Genomic DNA, 18,741 nt, shown 5'->3' with positions numbered 1-18,741 from the left:
TTCCCCTTTTTCTACTCCGCTGAAAATGGTGTGCAGCCCATTTATACTTATTGTTCACTTATGAGCAAAAAGCAGAAAAAGAAGAAAAGACAATCGGCATCTTTTTTGAAAAACTTATATTTAACAAGATTAAATATTAATAAATGAAAATTGAAATGTCAAAGAGAAAGTTTTACTTTTTTTCTGGTGATCCCTTCCTTCTCCACACAAAAAACCTTTCAGCCCTTATGCTGAAAGGTTTTTTTGAATGTTCTCTTTAAGAAAGAACTTCTTCCTGCTGAAAAAATTTTTTTAATGCGAGAAAAACGTCTGATTTTTGCTTCAAAATATAATGCTTAAATTTCTCATCCTGAATATGTTTATATGCTGACATTAACGTAGAATGCCGATTATATTGATTCACTTCACCATAACAAAATAAATTGGCTTTTTTCATAATTTCAGAAACCAGCTTCACGCACCGTGCATTATCAGAGGTCAAATTGTCACCATCAGAAAAATGGAAAGGATAAATATTATATCGTGACGGAGGATATCGTTCGTCTATGAGCTCTAGTGCCTTTCGATAGACAGAAGAACAAATGGTTCCCCCGCTCTCTCCCCGAGAAAAGAAGTGCTCCTCGTCTACGACCTTCGCCTCTGTATGGTGGGCAATGAATTCGATCTCGACTGTCTCATACTTTGTCCGCAAGAAACGTGTCATCCAAAAGAAAAAACTTCTCGCCATATATTTTTCCCAAAGCCCCATACTTCCGCTCGTATCCATCATCGCTAGGACAACCGCTTTTGATTCTGGTTTGGTGACTTCATTCCACGTCTTATACTTAATATCCTCTGGGTAAATGGGATAAAAGGAAGGGCTTCCTGTCATGGCATTTCGTTTAAATGCTGACAGCATTGTTCGTTTTTTATGAATATTACCGGTTAACCCCGTTTTGCGAATATCATTAAACTCAATTTCCTCGACAACGATATCATCAAGTTCCTTTTGTTTAAGATTTGGTAGCTCCAGCTCACGAAATAGCGCTTCCTCTAAATCCATTAATGAGACTTCTGCTTCGTAATAATCATCACCGGCTTGATCTCCAGCACCTTGACCTTTTCCCTGCCCTTGCTTACTGTCAGATCCATCCCGAGCGACCACATCGCCAACCTGGCTGTCTCCATCCCCCTGACCTACATGCTTATTCTTATCATAGTTGTACCGAATTTTATATTCATCTAAAGAACGGATCGGAATTTTGACCACATCTTTGCCATTAGACATAATGATGCTTTCCTCTGTGACAAGATCCGGCAAATTGTTTTTAATCGCCTCTTTGACTTTTTTCTGATGACGCTGCTGGTCATCAAAGCCTTTTCGATGGAGGGACCAGTCTTCCTGAGACACAATAAACTGACTTTTTTCTTGCCGGGACATCCATCCCCCTCCTCACCTTTTTGGACAATTCTTGTACCCATCGATTCCATTATCGTATGCTGCTCGTCAGCGAAATGACGACGATTTTTAAAAAAGACATTACCGGTGCTGGTTTGCGCCAATAATGCCTCCTTCATTTATTAACGATTCAGAAGACTACCTACATATTTTAAGAGTTCATTTGCACTTGTAGAATTATAGCCATGCTCATCAATCAATCGCGCCACTACTTCATTGACCTTTTTCAACTGTTGCTCATCCGGCGTTTTTGTCGATGTCGTAATTTTCACGACATCTTTCAAATCGGCAAAGAGCTTCTTCTGAATAGCTTCTCGTAATCTCTCGTGAGAATTATAATCAAAGCGTTTGCCCTTTCTCGCATAAGCTGAAATCCGAATAAGGATTTCTTCTCTGAATGCCTTTTTGGCGTTTTCAGAAATGCCGATCTGTTCCTCAATTGAACGCATGAGCTTTTCATCAGGATTCATTTCTTCACCTGTTAACGGATCACGCAGTTTGTTTTTATTGCAGTACGCCTCGACATTATCTAAGTAATTATCCATGAGAGTTTTCGCAGACTCCTCATAGGAATACACAAATGCCTTTTGAACTTCCTTCTTCGCCATATCGTCATACTCTTTTCGTGCGACAGAAATAAAATTCAAATAACGTTCCCGATCTTCACTTGAGATCGATGGATGCTGATCGAGTCCTTCTTTTAAGGAACGGAGGACATCCAGTGCATTGATGGATTCCATGTTCTTTCGAATAATAGTGGATGAAATGCGGTTAATGACATATCTCGGGTCAATTCCGCTCATTCCTTCGTCATGAAATTCCTTTTTCATCTCATCAATATCAACAGATTGGAAACCTTCGACACTTTCCCCATCATACAGTCGCATTTTTTTCACCAAATCGATATCAGACCGCTTCGGCTCTTTCAGCCTTGTCAAAATAGAGAACATCGCAGCCACCTTTAGCGTATGCGGTGCAATATGAACATCTGAGACATCACTTTCTGAAATCATCTTATGATAAATACGTTCTTCCTCTGTCACCTTTAAATTATAAGGGATCGGCATCACAATAATTCTTGAGTGTAAAGCCTCGTTCTTTTTATTTGAAATAAATGATCGGTACTCCGTTTCATTCGTATGTGCAACAATCAATTCATCCGCACTAATCAACGCAAAACGCCCTGCCTTAAAATTTCCCTCCTGCGTTAATGAAAGAAGATGCCATAGAAATTTCTCATCACACTTTAACATCTCCTGAAATTCCATCATTCCACGGTTCGCTTTATTGAGCTCTCCATCAAACCGGTACGCACGCGGGTCTGACTCTGAACCAAATTCAGCAATCGTTGAAAAATCAATACTTCCTGTTAAGTCAGCAATGTCCTGAGATTTCGGATCCGACGGGCTGAAGGTACCAATGCCGGTCCGTTTGTCCTCTGAGAAAAAAATTCGTTCCACTCTCACATCCTCAATGCGGCCACCATATTCCTCTTCGAGCCTCATCAAGTTCAAAGGTGATAAATTCCCCTGCACACGTATGCCGTATTCTCTATAGAAATCCTCCCGCAGATTTTGCGGAATGAGATGAAGCGGATCTTCATGCATTGGGCAGCCTTTAATCGCATAGACTGCGCCATGATCTGTTAGTGAATACTCTTCCAGCCCTCTTTTCAGCCTTGTGACAAGCGTCGATTTCCCGCCGCTGACTGGGCCCATTAATAATAAAATACGCTTTCTGACATCTAAACGTTTAGCCGCAGGGTGAAAATACTCTTCCACTAGCCTTTCCAATGATTCCTCTAAACCAAAAAGCTCCTGATCAAAAAATTTGTAGGTTCTGACCCCATTCTCCTCTTCAATCCCGCTGTCCTTAATCATATGATAAACGCGAGAATGAGCAGATTGAGCGACAAGTGGATTTTCTTTAATAATATCTAAATATTCGCTGAAGGTGCCTTCCCATTTCAGTCGCTGCTCTTCTTCTCTGTGCTGTTCAATTTTCTTTAAAATATCCATATGAACCTCCTCTTTCAAGATTGAAGCTAGAAATCAGATACTGTTTTACAATCTATGCGGAGGCGTCCTATTACATGCTTTCGTTCTTCAAAATGACGAATTGGCAAACTGAATTGACAACCATCCGCAAGACCCTTCATAATAAAGGAAAAACAGGAGAAAAATGATCTTCATCTCCTGCTTTTCAAGGCGAACTTCACAACATATGAAACCGGCAACAAAGGAACAAAGGGATAAGGGGGAGCTTATATGAGAACGGTCATTATGATGGGCGTCATCATTACGTTTTTAGTATCCATTTTCACAGCTGGCTACGAAGGCAAGCCTGGTAAATGAAAAAAAGGATGTTCCATCAGCGGAACATCCTTTTTCATTTCGTTCATATTTTCAGCACTTACATATTCACTGAAAGCGAGATGGGATCTCGGCTTTTTATCATGTTCTTATATCAAATCTCGGTATTGCTGCTGGCGAAGCGCCTCATACACAAGAATCGCTGCCGTATTCGATAGATTCAGTGAACGAACATGCTCTGTCATCGGTAAACGTAGACAGCGATCCATATTCCGTTCAATCAAATCTTTTGGTAATCCACTCGTTTCTCTGCCAAATACGAAGAAGTAGTCTTCATCTAGCTGCGAGTAATCGAACGTTGTATGCGGCTTTTGCCCAAACTTTGTGATATAGAAAAATTGCCCCTTCGGATGAGCCTCAAACAATTCATCTAATGAATCATGATAGACGACATTGGCATATTTCCAATAATCGAGTCCTGCACGCTTCAGCATTTTATCATCTGTCGAAAAACCAAGCGGACGAATCAGATGAAGTGTTGTATTTGTTGCTGCACATGTTCGCGCAATATTTCCAGTATTAGCTGGAATTTCTGGTTGATATAAAACGACATGAAGTCCCAAAAAAGTTCACCTCTAATTTTCTTTTCCGCTCAACATTATACCATTAACTATCCTTCGGAGCATCGTCCAAAATGTGAAAAAACGTATAACGTATACTAGGTGTATAAGCCGTTGAATCTTCATACGACCAGTAACGCATACGACTGTCATACGTTTGTGCATTCACAAGAGGCATTCCGCCTTTATCATGATCAACGACAATGGTTGTATGATTATACCTACCGTCACCCTCAAAATCGTAGCAAATAACATCACCTATTTGAAGCTCCTGCGGCTCCTTGAGCTTCTTCGCTCTCAACCCCGCTTTGGAATTCGCTAAATAATTTTTCATCGAATGTGCCACCGTCCAGCTGTAGCTCCATGTATGTGGACGAACCCACCAGCCAGATCCACGGTTCGGATATCCTCTCGTTGGTGCATTCCCTGCTTTTAGACATTGTGAAATAAAATTCGTACAGTTATCTTCAAAATTTTTATAGGCTGGATTCCGTTTATTCCAATACGTCTCAGCATATTGAACAGCTGCACGCCGGTCATAGTGAAAAGCTCTTCCAAATTGGTCTTCATTTTGGAAGCGCTCATCCACCTGACCTTCCTTTTGTCGTTCTTCTAACATCATCCGATCTTTCACAAGCATGTCGTTATAAAGAAACGCTTCTCTTTTCTCAACCTGTTCCTCTAAATAAAAAGAATCGTCTATATCCTTACAGACATAAGTGAGGTGCGCGAGATATTGTACTTGCTGAGCTCCATCATCTTGAATAGCTGAATCGAGAAGTTTTGCTTTTGCTTTCGCCTTGACAATCTCAACTTGTCTTCTTGCAAACAGCTCTTTCTTTCGCTCCACAGCGTCCACATCAGACATCAGCTGCGGCTGTTTGATCGTACTGCCATTTAATAAATATGCCAGTCTGTCTTCTAACGTTTGTTCTAATAATTGTTTCACACAGACACCACCAAACTTTTTTTAACATCTCTGTTTGGTTCATTCTATGTTCAATGGGAGGTTATTTAGTATTTAAAGGTGTTTGTAACAATTCAATCCCTTTGATGATCTCTTGTTTTGCTTCTTCATCACTTTCCCGCTCAAGGGCTTTTTCGAGTTCTGAAAGCTGCTGACCATCGCCAATTTTACCGATTGCCCAAGCAGCCGTGCCTCGAATGACTGGTCTTGGATCTTTATGCATCAGATCAACCAAATCTGGCAAAGCAGATGTATCTTTAAAGTGAGCAAGTGCCAAAATGGCATTCCGCTGAATTGGCTTTTTCCCTCGCCATGATCCAGAAACATGACCATACTTCTCTTTAAATTCACGATTGCTGATTGTCAGCAGTGGCTTTAAGAGCGGCTTTGCAATTTCAGGGTCCGGCTCCATTTCAGGATGTAGATGAAAGTCTTTCCCTTTATTAATTGGGCAGACCGTTTGGCACGTATCACATCCATACAACCGATTCCCTATTTTCGAGCGAAATTCGTCAGGTAAAAACCCTTTTGTCTGTGTTAAAAACGAAATACACCTTTGAGAATTGAGCTGGCCTGGATTCACAAGAGCACCCGTTGGGCATGAATCCACACATTTATTACAAGTTCCGCACTGGTCTTCTATTTTCTCATCCGGTTCAAATGGAACATTTGTAATCATCTCAGCCAAGTAGACATAAGATCCGAACTCTGGGGTGATAATCATACAGTTCTTTGCACTAAAGCCAATGCCAGCACGTTCGGCTACAGCACGGTCAGACAATTCACCTGTGTCCACCATTGATTTTGTCCGTATATCTTCGTGTTTACTGCGCAAAAATTCTTCAAGCATGTCGAGCTTTTTTTTCAGCACAACATGATAATCAGTTCCCCATGAAGCCCTGCAAAAAATCCCTCTTCTTGCATCCTTTGTACTTCGGGGAGCATCTTTCATTTTGGAAGGGTATGCGAGCGCAATGGCGACAATTGATTTTGCTTTTGGAAGCAGCAAAGCAGGATTTGTTCGTTTTTCGATATCAGGCTCTTCAAAACCGGACAAATACCCTAACGATTCATGTAAGATGAGGCGGTCCTTTAATGAATCAAATGTATCAGCACTTGCAAATCGAATTTTATCGACACCAATTTCGTTCGCATATTGAATTAACTCTTCTTTTAATTGTCCAACATGAATCACCTTGCAAACCTCCTTTCTTTGTTTCTTCAGTTGTTTTCAGTATAATACGAGTGTATCATGACCGATTGGAGTGAGTCACTGTGAAGATACAAATGGAAATCTCCCAACCTCAAAGCCCGTCTATCCATGTTGGACAGATTGAATATTCACATATTGAGATAGGAAAATCCCCTCAAATGTTAAAAGGCCGACTGCGCCTGTTTCAAGAATCTTTGTTTTTTGAATATGAAGATCAAACTTTGGAAGAAGTACCAGCGATCAAAGAATGGACGAATCTTCTAGAAGATGTCCCTTTTCTTCCGCTTCTTGCTGATATTCAAAAAGAACAATTTATTGACTCGGCCAATTCCGTACAGGATTTGTCGATATTTTTTTCATTAAAATATTTCTTGCCTATCCTTACATTAGATGCCGATCAATTGAAAGGGCCTCTTTCATTATCCAAAAATGAAACTGGTCATATTGAATGGCAGGATGGCGCAGAGCTTAAAGGGTTATTTTCTCAAGCAAGTAAAGCTCAAATTTCTCAAGACACAAAAAGCATTCTTCAAATCATTCTCTTCCCACCATCTATTTCCCGGGAAAAGAGTGAGACACTTATACAATCCTTGACGAAGATGTTTATACAAATACATGGTGGAGAAAGTAAATATGAACTCATTGAAAAAGCACTGTAGGTCACAGTGCTTTTTACATTATACTGACATAATAAAAAACGCAACACTTCGTTTATCTATGAAACGAAATACTGCGTTATAAACAAAATTATGTATTGGAGCGGGTGATGAGAATCGAACTCACGACATCAGCTTGGAAGGCTGAGGTTTTACCACTAAACTACACCCGCATCAATCTTTTAAAGACAACATCATTGCGTTGACTTTTATTATGTTACAACTTTCTTAACAATTCGTCAAGAGAATATGAAGATTTTTCGTCAAAAAATTTCATATTCTCCATATATATTACGATAGTTATTTATCGAGCTGGATATAAAATAAGTAGGCATGTGACTTATTCTTCAGCGCTTGCTTAGGATTTTTCTCAATCACTTCAAGCATCGGTGAATTTCCGTCTTTCCCCATTGCCGCAGTATACGCAATCAGTGCCTTTCCTCCAGGAGAGACTTTGACAGTATCAGATTGTGCAGAAAAAACATAATCACTTACTTTGAACGGAAAACTTGCTGTTGCTTTTGTCATTCCCTCATTCTTGTTGTCTGACCACATACTAAATTGTGATTCATATGTATCTTTCTCATCTCTTAATTGTAAAAGTATATTCATCGTTTGGTCAGTTCCATCCTGATGTAACGTAAAAGTCGAAGAAGATGATTCCTTATCAACTAGCCGGCCATTTTTGTAGTGGCTCCCGATAAACGTAATACTCTTATCATTCTTCGTTAATCCTTTAAGTGTAAGAGCTACTATTTCATTCGTCGTTGATGCCTCTAGTAAGTTTTTTTCTTTCTTTGTCAATTTCATTTTTTCAATCGTTACTTGGTTTTTAGAGTCAGACTCTGTTTCTATTTTAGAGACCGTTTTCTCTGTCGTTGTTGTTTCTGCAGCCTTCTCGCCGCATCCTGCTAATAGAAAAACAGTCAATAAAAGAATGCTCCATTTCTTAATCATTGATATCCCCTTTTATACTTTTATTTTTTATTATACTAAAATTTGGTTGATTATACAAAAAAAGATTAGGAAAATTCTCCTAATCTTTCGCTTTTTTCTGTTTCATGGCTGATAGGAATGCCACAATGAGAAAACTGACAGCAAAAATGACAACCATATAAATAAAAAAGTTTGGTTTGATTTGGAACGTAAATGCAGACGAACCTTCCATCTCAAAAGCAAGACTGTTAAATAATAATTCATTATTTGTTTTTGATTGAAATAAGTGATAGAACAGAACACCAATGGTCAGCATCGGAAAGCCTAAGAAACCTAGGAAACTACCAACAATTGCACCTTGTTTCATTGCCTGAACGTTCATGATCGTTGTCCTCCCATTCCACCAAGCAATAACTGCTTCATAATAGACTTACCATCCCCCATAAACGGAAGAAGGTAGAGTAATTGAATAAAATACGTGATTGAAAAAATGAAAAACCCTGTCGAAATTGGATTTTCTTTTAGAAATAAAACAGTCACAATGATTCCGGCTGCGCCAATGAGCCCCGGCAAAAGCGGACCAAGCAGTGTAATCCACACCTGTTTTTTCTGAAATGGATCTAAAACAGGCCTCACAAATTTCACAGACATCATATCGCTCGCAAAAAAGCCTTGAGGACCATCCCGGCCGGCGAACTTCCGATGTGCATACCCATGTGCCGCCTCATGCAAGGCGGTTCCAGTAATTAATCCGAAATAAATAATCGTAAAATAAATGGCAATGGCTGCAATCGATGGATCAGGAATAAATAAAAAGGCGATTCCCGCCATGATCATAAAGAGCACCCAGAAAAAGATGATTTTGCGCGTCACCATCAGCAGAGCCGTACCCAATATGTGAAGAAATGAATGACCCGTGCAGTCAAACCGCTCTTTCATCTTTACTTGATACTGCTTAAAAAATTGACAGAAGGCTGTGACAGTCCGATATGGCGATTGATAATGAATCGACAGCAAGTGATGCTGATTCAGCCCCATCATCAATTGATAAAAATCACGGGCAATCACAGACTCATCGACCTGAAACAAATCGGCGAGCTCTGCCGTAATACTCGCCTCTGTCCTTTGACCATCCACTTTCGTTAACATATGATATGCACTTTCGTTAATCGGAAGCGAACTTCCGTACTGCGTATCAGTCAAATGTCTTTTTTGTAAAGTCACATATGGCGCAAGTGCCGGCACCCGCTCAATCTTTAGCTTATTGTTAAGAAGTTGAATCATGTGAATACCTCCATGAAAAACCTTTATATATGGCAAAGATGAGCAGACATTCAAATCCTGCCACAAGCAGCCACTGAAGCATTTGACTCGATTCCCCTATCACATAGTTTCCAATAAATACAATCGGAATCATGATTAAAATAAGCGCTCCAAACGAGAAAATGCCTGTGTATGGATTATTTCGATCAAGGGGCAATAAAATACCCACCACATAAAAGAGAGCCGTTGCATTAACCAAGACAGCAGCGCCAATCAACACGATCCAGATCTGATCCGGGAGCGTCAGTGTTGTGATCATAAATAATACAATTTGGATCACACCAACGAGCAAAAGCCCGAGAAACTTATAAAGAGCCACTTCCCACGGCCTTAGACCAAACGTTTTATACATCCCAAGCATACGTTTGTCATTGCCAAATGAATTAAAAGCTGTTAACCCAGCTAGCGCACATAAGACAAAAAAAGCTTCTCCTTCAAAGCGGAAGGCAAACTGATAACGAACAAATAAAATGACAATAAGGAGGATGAGAAAGTTTAAAATATTTTCTTCATTTCTCACTTGTGACTTTATTTCCTTTACAATGAGTGACCACTTTTTCGAAGATGAAAATGGTAGTTTGTGCAGAAAGGTTAACGCTTTTTTCTCAGCCATAATTGGCATTAAAGCAAGAGAAATAAATGCGCCTCCCGCAGATAATAAGATGAAGAGGATCAAAATCGCATAATTCACCCCGTCAGGAGACATCCCTTGTGCCGCTAAGAAAAACGGCGCTGTAAAATACATCAAATGATAATCAAACTGTACATATGATTGCTGTATTTGATTGATGTCGAAATGTGTCATTCCATACGCTACAACTAGCGCTAATAAAACAAATATCGCTGCAAATTTTTGCAACGGTAATTTTAATTTTAGTACGAGTAAATAAGTCACGTTGTAAATGAGCTGAAGCAGTGTTAAGACAAAGAGGGATTGCAAAAGCACCATCAAAAAGAATGTAAGAATAAAGAAAATACCGATCCCTTGTGCAATAAAATTAGGTAAAAGCAAGATCCCGATGAAAAATAAAACAAGCCCTGTCACGACTGTCACCATCGGAATGAAGTAACCAAGACTTTTTTGAAAGGTAGACAGCGGAAACCAGCTGAGCTGCATAGAAAAACGATCTTGTTCAGGTGTTCTGACTTTGATCAGCACAAATAACAAGCTTGTAAAAATGGATGCATTGATTGCCATCGACACAACCAACAACCCAAGTGAACGTTCATCTCCATTTAAGAAAGCCTTCATAAAGACACCCGTAAAACTGTATCCGATGATGGCTCCCATTGTGACTGCAAACAAAAAGAATAAGACCACAATGATTCGCTTCGTTTGAGTATCAAAGAGCTTATACATCTCCTGCTGCCACATTTTAAGCATCATTTTAGAAATGATTAATGATTTCATCAAAATGTGCACCCCTATCACTTAACATTGAAGCTTTCAGAAACACCTGTTCCAATGTGCTTGATTGATACTTTTCTTTTAAGGCTGAAACCGTCCCTTCATCCATTTTATTTCCTTTAGAAATAATGGCGATCTTGTGGCACAGCTCTTCCGCTGAAAGCATATCATGCGTTGAAAGCAAGATTGCACCATGGTGCTCGGCATAACGTTTCATCAGTTTCTTTGTGTTTATAACCGCTTCAATATCAAGTCCTCTAAAGGGCTCATCCATGATCACTAATTGACTCTCAAGCATAAAGGCAGCAATCAGCTGTGTCTTTTTTTTCATTCCATGGGAATAGGTTTCAATCGGTCTTGATAAAGCTGATTCCATATCAAACAATTCAATTAGTTGATTTCTTCTTTGAATTGTTTTACATTCATACATAGAAGAAACAAAATCTAAATATTCAGCACCAGTCAATGCTTCAGGGAGCAGCAGATCATCTGGAACATAGGCGACTTGTTTTTTAAAGGATGGATCATCATTTGTGACATCCTTGATATGAATGGTTCCTTCTGTATGCTTAATGATGCCGAGTACACAGTTAATCATCGTTGTTTTACCGGATCCATTTGGTCCAGCCACAGCAACGATTTGATGAGGGGCAATTTTCAAATGAAAATCATTGACAGCAGTCACGTTATTTTTATACGTCTTGGTTAAATTCTCGATCGTAAACATATAACCTCCAAGTGTCTGCATATTCTTTAAAAACAGATCAGGCTAAACCGCCCGCCACAGACGGTTTAGCCCTGGTGTCTTATCTAAGAAGTAAAAAGATGAATCCTAAGTATAGCTACTTACATTCAATTTGGACTTTTAAGCCACTTTCCCACTGAACGGCTCCTGTAAAGCTACCCTTGCCGTTTGCTAAACACCAAACTGCTGCTCCTAGAACAACTGTTGCTCCCAATCCAAGAAGGACAGCAACAAATACTAAGAACCAAGCTTGGTCCATAATAGCAGGTTCCATAGTGGAATAGTCAACTTGCGGCGCTGCATAAGTCATACTTTTCACCTCCCAGCTTATGATGATCGTATCATAGGCGTCACACTCCAAACATCAACAGAAGATCCCATTTTTGACCGAACATATTTTCGTGTAAAATGTGACTTTTTATTCAATTATTCATGTTCAACTATATAAATACTCCCTTTTTTACTATTTTTCACCATAACATAAGAACCACCGAAACCATATATTGTCAATAAATCCATCTTTTTTCTGCCTTTTTTCAAATAGTTCATTTTCATCATCTCTTCTATTTAATCTTTCATTTTTTTGAGATAGAAAGAATTCCCCCGATATATCAGATATAAAAGTCCTAATTATATGTCGTTAACACATCAAATACGACATATTAACTGATAATTCCGACAAAAGAGTGAGCATATTTTCCTTCTTCTCTTGTCTCTTAAAATATGTATATACAAGAAAACCTGTTGGGAAAAAAGCCCTTGCCTTCTTCCACAGCACATATCATTTTACTTGCTTCTCTTTCTATAAAAAAAGCAAAGCAGCCCGACAAGTATGACTGCTTTGCTTTCATTTATGAGGAACTTGCAGCAGAGACTGTATCAGGAAAGTAATTGTTCCCAATAATTTCACCAGCAGGAACGTGTGGTCCTGCATCACCATTTCTTTTAAATGGGAGAAGCGGGAAAACAAGTTCTGCTAAATAATAAGATTCTTCTAAGTGCGGATAACCAGAAAAGATAAATGTATCAATACCTAGAGACTGATATTCTATTATACGTTCTGCTACTGTATGCGGGTCCCCGACGAGCGCTGTTCCTGCCCCGCCTCTAACTAAGCCAATGCCCGCCCAAAGATTAGGGCTAATTTCAAGCTTCTCTTTATTCCCTTGATGTAATTCAACCATTCGTTTTTGCCCTACTGAGTCCATCCCTTGTAAAGTCTTTTGCGCCTCATCAATAGTCTCTTGATCTAAATGACGAATCAGATGTTCCGCTGCCTGCCAAGCTTCATCTTCCGTTTCCCTCACGATCACATGAAGTCGAATACCAAACCTCACCGTTCTTCCTTCCTTTTCAGCCTGCTTTTTCACTTGTGCGATTTTCTCTTTTACTTGTGCAGGCGGCTCGCCCCAAGTTAAATAAACATCTGTATGTTTTGCAGCGGCTTGAATGCCTGCTTCTGATGATCCTCCAAAAAAAACGGGTGGATGTGGTGTTTGAGCTGGTGGAAATAACAGCCGTCCATTTTGTGTTTGCAGATGCTTCCCTTGAAACTGAACATTCTCTCCTTTCAATAACCTCTTCCATATGGTCAAAAATTCTTCTGCTGCCTCATAACGTTCATCATGAGAAATGAATAGCCCGTCTCCTTCAAGTTCTTCTTTACTTCCTCCCGCTACAACATTGATCAGCAGTCTCCCGCCTGAAAGCCGATCAAATGTGGAGGTCATTCTAGCAGTAACAGATGGCTGCATCAACCCTGGCCGAAGAGCCACAAGAAACTTTAAATGGGTTGTTTCTGCAGCTAAAGCGGCCGCTGTCAGCCATGGATCTTCACAAGATCTACCAGTAGGCAGCAAGACCCCTGTGTACCCAAGCTGATCGGCAGCTTGAGCAATTTGTTTAAAATACGGATAGTCTGCCTGTCTTGCCCCTTTCGATGATCCTAAATAACGCCCATCCCCATGCGTTGGAATAAACCATAGAATATTCATCATATCGCCTCCTATTATTTTTCACCTTGATAACTTGTGCGCCATTTGAGCAGTCGCTTTTCTAACAGCCGTACAAATGAATCAGTCATCTTACCAACTACCGCAAAGATGATAATCCCTACAAACACTTTATCCGTTTGCGAGAATTGTCTTGCATCCATAATCATGTAGCCGACTCCACTACTCGACCCCATCAATTCAGCCACCACTAAACCAAGCCAGGCAATGCCTAATGAAAGCCTCACGCCCAGAAGAATATGAGGAAGGGCAGCAGGTAAAATGAGCTTTGTGATATTTTGATACAGATTAAACTCTAAAGCGCGAGCCACATCGAAAAGCTTGTTATCTACACTGCGAATTCCTAGAAAAGTATTGATATAGATCGGAAAAAAAGCCCCAAGTGCAATCAATAAAATTTTCGCTGATTCATCAAAACCAAACCAAAGAATAAATAAAGGAGTCACCGCTAAATGAGGAACTGTTCTCAGCATTTGCAAGGTCGGATCTACATACTGCTCGGTTTTCCTAGAAAAACCGACACACAGACCCATCGCAAGTCCTAAACCTCCCCCAAGTAAAAACCCGCATATTGCTCTGTAGAGACTGATGTAAAGATGGCCAAACAGCTCACCGGAACGAATCAACTCACGAAAAGATTCCGCAATGACAGTGGGTGCAGGTAGTACAGTAGAAGAAACGATTTGGGAAGCAGCAGCTCCCTGCCAAATCGCAATGAGTAAAGCAGGTAATACAAGTCCTTTTAACATGATGAAGGATGAAGCTTTTCTCCTTTTTTTCTTCATTCGCTCGGTTTTAGTCACAAGGGCTGGGTTAGATGCAGCTTTCATCAACTCTTCTCCTCTTTCAGCATTTTTTCAATAAACGAATTATCTACCACCTGATTGACATCAATCTTCCGCTGAATCGCCTTTGTTTGATATTGAAAATCAGCTGTATGCTGCTGAGCGTTTATGATCTTCTTAGAAATAGGCTCATTGAGCGGCTCTGTATTGTTTAATACTTGTGTCACCACCTTCTGATCTAATTGTTTCAAACGAGCATAAAGTGTAATGGCTTCCTGTTGATGGTCTTTCTGCCATTTCACCGCTTTGTCATATACTTTTAAAAATTGCACCACTAGTTCAGGGTACTCATCGGCAAACTTGGTTCTGACAAGTGTGAATCCAGGTGAATATAAATCGGTCGCTTCTCCATTAACCAGCAGCTTTGCTCCCTTTTCTATCGTTTCAAGTGATAAGAACGGCTCCCAGATCGACCAAGCATCAACTGACCCATTTTCAAACGCAGATATTGCCTCATCCGGCTGAAGCTGAATGATCTGGACATCCTTTGCAGATAAACCTGCCTGATCTAATACTTTGTATAAGAAGTCAAAACCACTGCTCCCTTTGGCAACGGCGATTTTTTCCCCTTTTAAATCTTCTACTTTTTGAATCTCACTGTTCTTATTCACTAAAATCCCATTCGCCTTTAACCCATCCTGAGATAAACCAATTTCCTTAAAATCAATACCTGCTGCCTGACCAGCTATAACAGGTGAATTACCAACCTGTGAAAAATCTAATTGATTGGCGGCGAGTCCTTCGAATTGGGGAGGACCACTTTGGAACTCCACCCACTTGACTTTCACACCTTCTTTTTCAAATGATTGCTCAAACCACCCTTTTTCCTTTGCTAAAAGAAGTGGGCTTAGACTTTGCTGAATCCCAATCCGAATCTCTTTCGGCTTGTCTTCTGATCCATTCGCTGCTTGACCACACCCAGCTAATACAAGGAGGATACCCAGAAAGAGAACGATCCTTTTTTGCCTTTTCATTCAATTTGACCTCCTTAGATTCCTGAGCCATTCGTCAGTAACAGCTCATCTGTTTTCTCAAATTCTGAAAGCACCTTTTGTCTTAAGCTCTGAAAAGCTGTTGACGTTCTATTCCGCGGGAATGGTAAGTTCACGGGAAGGATTTTATGAATTCGACCGGGTCTTGCTTGTAACAGCACAATTTCATTGGCTAAATAAATGGATTCGTCAATATCATGAGTGACAAGCACCATCGTTGTTCTTTTCTCCTGCCAAATATCCAGCAGTACATCCTGTAAGTGTTTCCGTGTAAATGCATCTAGCGCACCAAAAGGTTCATCAAGCAATAAAATCTCCGGATCACGCAGGAGTGCTCTTGCAATAGCAACACGTTGTGACATCCCGCCTGAAAGCTCATGTGGATAGGCGTGTTCAAAACCTTTTAACCGAACAATTTCAATTAATTCATCCACTTTGCGGCGAACAGACGCCTGTTTTAAATTGAAATTGGCAGCGATATTTTCTTCGACCGTCAGCCATGGAAACAAGCGATGCTCTTGAAAGATAAAGCCCTGTTTCATTCCTGGTTCTACCACACGCCTTTCTCCTATCACGATCTGCCCATCATAATCTGTATCAAGGCCTCCAATCATCTTCAGCAATGTACTTTTCCCGCATCCGCTCGGACCAATCACCGTCACGAATTCACCAGGAACGATGGTGAGCCTTACGTTTTCAAGCACTTGAATGGTTTGTTTGTCTTTCCAAAAAGACTTATCCACAATATCAATGGAAATAGTCATTGCAAGTTCACTCCTCTTGTCATCAGATAGATACACAGAAAGGCCCTTATCCCAAAAGAGAGATAAGAGCCTTCGTGTTGTCCGATCAGCTATTCATATTGAGTTGTTAGCACCATCCCAAATCATATTATTCCTATAAATCAACTATATTTTATAAAATGGTTATTTCGACCTTGTATGCTTTTCATCAATACGATCGTAAATTTCTTCTATTCGTTCTTGATTGCTGTAAATCTCATATTTGTTCCGCTCAATCAAAATGTCTAATGTGATATCCAAATGTTTTCTGTATTTTTTTCGTTTTTTCTTTTTCTCCATCTTCAGCTTCCCTCCTGATTAAAATAAAAAAAGGCCCTTCACTCATGCCTGAGTGAACGAGCCTTCGGTTGACCGATCAGCGATTTTTGTTGGTATTTTCAGTATGCTTATGTTAATACATACTATTCCGACATGTCAACTATATTTATTGTTTTTTCAGATTTATCTAAAAAATGATTGACCGGGCAGTAAACAAGATTTATAGTCTTATTAAATATTTCTTATTAAAGTAGTTGGTTTTATCTAACAAAAGGAGGATACACACATGTCAGAAGAACTTCAATTTCGTTTAGAAACAAAAGCAATACACGCAGGTCAAGAACTGGATTCAGCCACCTATTCAAGAGCTGTACCTATTTACCAAACAAGCTCTTTCGGTTTTAGAGATAGTGAGCATGCGGCGAATTTATTCGGACTTCAGGAACCCGGTAATATTTATTCACGTATTATGAACCCGACAAATGATGTGTTTGAAAAACGGATCGCTGAGCTTGAAGGTGGAATTGGTGCACTTGCTGTCTCCTCAGGACAAGCAGCGACCACTTACTCCATTTTAAACATTGCGGGAGCTGGAGACGAAATCGTATCCTCCAGCAGTCTGTATGGCGGCACATATAATTTATTTGCTCATACCTTGAAAAAACTTGGAATAACAGTAAAGTTTGTGGATTCCTCAAACCTTGAAGAACTTGAAGCAGCCATTACAGATAAAACAAAAGCAGTGTATGCAGAGAGCATCGGAAATCCAAAAGGCGACATTTTACATATTGAAGCCGTATCAGCCATTGCACACAAGCACCATATCCCTCTAATTGTGGATAACACACTTGCCAGCCCTTATTTGTTAAGACCGATTGAATTTGGCGCAGACATTGTCGTCCATTCAGCGACGAAATTCATCGGCGGCCACGGCACATCCATTGGCGGAGTCATCGTCGACAGCGGTAAGTTTCCTTGGGGTGATAGCGATAAGTTCAAAGGCCTGACTGAACCAGACCCAAGCTATCATGGCCTGACGTATACGGAAGCAATTGGCGAAGCGGCTTATATCACAAAAGCACGTGTACAGCTCTTACGTGATCTAGGGGCGGCTTTATCACCATTCAACTCATTTTTACTCTTGCAAGGCTTAGAAACATTGCACCTTCGCCTTGAACGCCACAGTGAAAATGCATTGAAGACAGCACAATTTTTACAAGATCATCCTCTTGTAGAATGGGTCAGCTATCCAGGTCTTGAAGGCCATGAATCCTTTGAGCTGGCTCAAACTTATTTACCAAAAGGACAAGGTGCCATCCTCACATTCGGCATTAAAGGTGGCAAAGACGCAGGAAAAAAACTCATTGATTCGGTTCAGCTTTTCTCACATCTTGCAAACGTAGGCGACTCTAAGTCACTCATCATCCACCCTGCCAGCACAACGCATCAGCAATTAAGTGAAGCAGAGCAAAAAGCCACAGGGGTGACACCAGAACTTATTCGTTTATCTGTTGGAACAGAAGCGATTGAAGATATTCTGGCAGATCTAGAACAGGCGATTTCAAAAAGTCAGTCTTAACCAAACAAAAAAAGCACACGCCTGTGTGCTTTTTCTTATTGATTAGTGATTGATTAATCGAATATCTTGGAAGGGATAAAACACGAATGATGTTGTCCCTTGAATGTCACTCTTTGTAAAAAGACCTAAACCATTGCGACTGTCCATTGAGTTTTGGCGATTGTCACCCATGACAAAGTACTTTCCTTTAGGGACTGTAAGAGGACCAAAATCAGGTGTCAGCAAGGTGCCATCTGCGGCAGCTTTCTTTTTGTTTGATGCTAAATAAGGCTCCGCCACTTTTTGACCGTTCACATATAGCTGGTCATTTTTCATTTCGATTTTATCACCAGGTAAACCAATCAATCGTTTCACATAGTGAGTACTACGGTCTTCCCCATCAAGAACAATGATCTGTCCGCGTTTATAATCGCCGAAGTAATCAACTGTTTTATTCACAAACACCCGCTCTGTATTATGCAGTGTCGGTTCCATAGAAGTCCCCTTCACAATATACGGTGCGAATAAAAAGTTACGAATGATAAAAACAGCAATAAATGCGATTAAGATGGCTTTGATCCAGCCCCATAATTCTGATTTCTTTTTTTGTGTTTTTGTATTTGTTGTCATAAGCTCCTCCTGAAATCCCCTAGGA

General features: G+C 40.2%; 19 protein-coding genes and 1 tRNA gene. 2 read left to right on the top strand and 18 right to left on the bottom strand.

Translation table 11 applies throughout. The features are described 5' to 3' along the window. Nucleotides 1–256 precede the first annotated feature (256 nt). The 5 genes from yhbH to queG form a co-directional block, all read right to left on the bottom strand. On the bottom strand, nucleotides 257–1,420 hold the full coding sequence (gene yhbH, locus NST24_RS04695) for a sporulation protein YhbH (protein WP_007497035.1): 1,164 nt from the start codon (nucleotides 1,418–1,420) through the stop codon (nucleotides 257–259). A gap of 140 nt (nucleotides 1,421–1,560) precedes the next feature. Continuing rightward, nucleotides 1,561–3,456, bottom strand: a complete 1,896-nt coding sequence (locus NST24_RS04690) for a PrkA family serine protein kinase (protein ID WP_017360374.1) — start codon at nucleotides 3,454–3,456, stop codon at nucleotides 1,561–1,563. Between the two features lie 443 nt (nucleotides 3,457–3,899). Beyond that, nucleotides 3,900–4,373 (bottom strand): tRNA (uridine(34)/cytosine(34)/5-carboxymethylaminomethyluridine(34)-2'-O)-methyltransferase TrmL, encoded by a 474-nt coding sequence (gene trmL, locus NST24_RS04685; protein ID WP_003211950.1) that lies wholly within the window; start codon nucleotides 4,371–4,373, stop codon nucleotides 3,900–3,902. 43 nt (nucleotides 4,374–4,416) lie between these two features. Next, nucleotides 4,417–5,319 (bottom strand): amidase domain-containing protein, encoded by a 903-nt coding sequence (locus NST24_RS04680; protein WP_076822001.1) that lies wholly within the window; start codon nucleotides 5,317–5,319, stop codon nucleotides 4,417–4,419. 61 nt (nucleotides 5,320–5,380) lie between these two features. Then, a complete protein-coding gene (gene queG / locus NST24_RS04675) occupies nucleotides 5,381–6,529 on the bottom strand; it encodes a tRNA epoxyqueuosine(34) reductase QueG (RefSeq protein WP_026050065.1) in 1,149 nt (382 codons plus the stop codon). An 83-nt stretch (nucleotides 6,530–6,612) separates the two neighbouring features. Here queG and NST24_RS04670 point away from each other — a divergent pair, with 83 nt between their 5' ends. Further along, on the top strand, nucleotides 6,613–7,209 hold the full coding sequence (locus NST24_RS04670; protein WP_342462394.1) for a hypothetical protein: 597 nt from the start codon (nucleotides 6,613–6,615) through the stop codon (nucleotides 7,207–7,209). Nucleotides 7,210–7,305: 96 nt separating this feature from the next. On the opposite strand, the gene NST24_RS04665 is transcribed toward NST24_RS04670, so the two are convergent. From NST24_RS04665 to NST24_RS04610, 12 genes are all read right to left on the bottom strand, one after another. Beyond that, a tRNA-Gly gene (locus tag NST24_RS04665) sits at nucleotides 7,306–7,379 on the bottom strand. 127 nt (nucleotides 7,380–7,506) lie between these two features. Then, nucleotides 7,507–8,163 (bottom strand): hypothetical protein, encoded by a 657-nt coding sequence (locus NST24_RS04660; protein WP_168948489.1) that lies wholly within the window; start codon nucleotides 8,161–8,163, stop codon nucleotides 7,507–7,509. Between the two features lie 79 nt (nucleotides 8,164–8,242). Further along, entirely contained in the window at nucleotides 8,243–8,524 is a 282-nt protein-coding gene (locus NST24_RS04655; protein WP_008349089.1) for a hypothetical protein, read from the bottom strand. Beyond that, nucleotides 8,521–9,426: a PqqD family protein gene (locus NST24_RS04650; protein ID WP_008349091.1), complete on the bottom strand. Its 906-nt coding sequence runs from the start codon at nucleotides 9,424–9,426 to the stop codon at nucleotides 8,521–8,523. Before NST24_RS04650 ends, NST24_RS04655 begins: the two co-directional genes overlap by 4 nt. Continuing rightward, nucleotides 9,410–10,876, bottom strand: coding sequence for a hypothetical protein (locus tag NST24_RS04645; RefSeq protein ID WP_342462393.1), 1,467 nt, complete (start codon nucleotides 10,874–10,876; stop codon nucleotides 9,410–9,412). Before NST24_RS04645 ends, NST24_RS04650 begins: the two co-directional genes overlap by 17 nt. Further along, nucleotides 10,854–11,600, bottom strand: coding sequence for an ABC transporter ATP-binding protein (locus NST24_RS04640; protein ID WP_008349096.1), 747 nt, complete (start codon nucleotides 11,598–11,600; stop codon nucleotides 10,854–10,856). The genes NST24_RS04645 and NST24_RS04640 overlap by 23 nt, the downstream gene beginning before the upstream one ends. Before the next feature lie 115 nt (nucleotides 11,601–11,715). After that, on the bottom strand, nucleotides 11,716–11,928 hold the full coding sequence (locus NST24_RS04635; RefSeq protein ID WP_003211695.1) for a hypothetical protein: 213 nt from the start codon (nucleotides 11,926–11,928) through the stop codon (nucleotides 11,716–11,718). Nucleotides 11,929–12,469: 541 nt separating this feature from the next. Further along, nucleotides 12,470–13,612, bottom strand: a complete 1,143-nt coding sequence (gene ssuD / locus NST24_RS04630) for an FMNH2-dependent alkanesulfonate monooxygenase (RefSeq protein WP_342462392.1) — start codon at nucleotides 13,610–13,612, stop codon at nucleotides 12,470–12,472. Nucleotides 13,613–13,626: 14 nt separating this feature from the next. Continuing rightward, the gene (locus tag NST24_RS04625; protein WP_225310416.1) at nucleotides 13,627–14,415 is read right to left on the bottom strand and encodes an ABC transporter permease; all 789 of its coding nucleotides are present in this window, start codon (nucleotides 14,413–14,415) and stop codon (nucleotides 13,627–13,629) included. 44 nt (nucleotides 14,416–14,459) lie between these two features. Next, nucleotides 14,460–15,449: an aliphatic sulfonate ABC transporter substrate-binding protein gene (locus NST24_RS04620; RefSeq protein ID WP_342462391.1), complete on the bottom strand. Its 990-nt coding sequence runs from the start codon at nucleotides 15,447–15,449 to the stop codon at nucleotides 14,460–14,462. A 14-nt stretch (nucleotides 15,450–15,463) separates the two neighbouring features. Beyond that, on the bottom strand, nucleotides 15,464–16,231 hold the full coding sequence (locus NST24_RS04615) for an ABC transporter ATP-binding protein (protein ID WP_041093312.1): 768 nt from the start codon (nucleotides 16,229–16,231) through the stop codon (nucleotides 15,464–15,466). A 162-nt stretch (nucleotides 16,232–16,393) separates the two neighbouring features. Further along, nucleotides 16,394–16,549, bottom strand: a complete 156-nt coding sequence (locus NST24_RS04610; protein ID WP_034647783.1) for an FbpB family small basic protein — start codon at nucleotides 16,547–16,549, stop codon at nucleotides 16,394–16,396. A 265-nt stretch (nucleotides 16,550–16,814) separates the two neighbouring features. Here NST24_RS04610 and NST24_RS04605 point away from each other — a divergent pair, with 265 nt between their 5' ends. Further along, the gene (locus tag NST24_RS04605; RefSeq protein WP_019743963.1) at nucleotides 16,815–18,107 is read left to right on the top strand and encodes a homocysteine synthase; all 1,293 of its coding nucleotides are present in this window, start codon (nucleotides 16,815–16,817) and stop codon (nucleotides 18,105–18,107) included. Between the two features lie 42 nt (nucleotides 18,108–18,149). Here the strand turns inward: NST24_RS04605 and lepB are convergent, their stop codons facing one another. After that, nucleotides 18,150–18,716 (bottom strand): signal peptidase I, encoded by a 567-nt coding sequence (gene lepB, locus NST24_RS04600; RefSeq protein ID WP_017360387.1) that lies wholly within the window; start codon nucleotides 18,714–18,716, stop codon nucleotides 18,150–18,152. Nucleotides 18,717–18,741 lie beyond the last annotated feature (25 nt).

This window comes from Bacillus sp. FSL R5-0286, from assembly GCF_038593245.1.
GTDB lineage: Bacteria > Bacillota > Bacilli > Bacillales > Bacillaceae > Bacillus > Bacillus altitudinis.
Note: the sequence above shows the minus strand (reverse complement) of the source record. Positions and strands in the feature narration are given on the sequence as shown.

What these genes read in the sequence shown, in the direction of transcription:
- yhbH (WP_007497035.1), bottom strand. Translation starts at nt 1,420, where the DNA reads ATGTCCCGGCAAGAAAAAAGTCAGTTTATTGTGTCTCAGGAAGACTGG.
- NST24_RS04660 (WP_168948489.1), bottom strand. Translation starts at nt 8,163, where the DNA reads ATGATTAAGAAATGGAGCATTCTTTTATTGACTGTTTTTCTATTAGCA.
- NST24_RS04690 (WP_017360374.1), bottom strand. Translation starts at nt 3,456, where the DNA reads ATGGATATTTTAAAGAAAATTGAACAGCACAGAGAAGAAGAGCAGCGA.
- NST24_RS04610 (WP_034647783.1), bottom strand. Translation starts at nt 16,549, where the DNA reads ATGGAGAAAAAGAAAAAACGAAAAAAATACAGAAAACATTTGGATATC.
- NST24_RS04655 (WP_008349089.1), bottom strand. Translation starts at nt 8,524, where the DNA reads ATGAACGTTCAGGCAATGAAACAAGGTGCAATTGTTGGTAGTTTCCTA.
- lepB (WP_017360387.1), bottom strand. Translation starts at nt 18,716, where the DNA reads ATGACAACAAATACAAAAACACAAAAAAAGAAATCAGAATTATGGGGC.
- ssuD (WP_342462392.1), bottom strand. Translation starts at nt 13,612, where the DNA reads ATGAATATTCTATGGTTTATTCCAACGCATGGGGATGGGCGTTATTTA.
- NST24_RS04650 (WP_008349091.1), bottom strand. Translation starts at nt 9,426, where the DNA reads ATGATTCAACTTCTTAACAATAAGCTAAAGATTGAGCGGGTGCCGGCA.
- NST24_RS04640 (WP_008349096.1), bottom strand. Translation starts at nt 11,600, where the DNA reads ATGTTTACGATCGAGAATTTAACCAAGACGTATAAAAATAACGTGACT.
- NST24_RS04605 (WP_019743963.1), top strand. Translation starts at nt 16,815, where the DNA reads ATGTCAGAAGAACTTCAATTTCGTTTAGAAACAAAAGCAATACACGCA.
- NST24_RS04615 (WP_041093312.1), bottom strand. Translation starts at nt 16,231, where the DNA reads ATGACTATTTCCATTGATATTGTGGATAAGTCTTTTTGGAAAGACAAA.
- NST24_RS04645 (WP_342462393.1), bottom strand. Translation starts at nt 10,876, where the DNA reads ATGAAATCATTAATCATTTCTAAAATGATGCTTAAAATGTGGCAGCAG.
- NST24_RS04620 (WP_342462391.1), bottom strand. Translation starts at nt 15,449, where the DNA reads ATGAAAAGGCAAAAAAGGATCGTTCTCTTTCTGGGTATCCTCCTTGTA.
- NST24_RS04625 (WP_225310416.1), bottom strand. Translation starts at nt 14,415, where the DNA reads ATGAAGAAAAAAAGGAGAAAAGCTTCATCCTTCATCATGTTAAAAGGA.
- NST24_RS04635 (WP_003211695.1), bottom strand. Translation starts at nt 11,928, where the DNA reads ATGACTTATGCAGCGCCGCAAGTTGACTATTCCACTATGGAACCTGCT.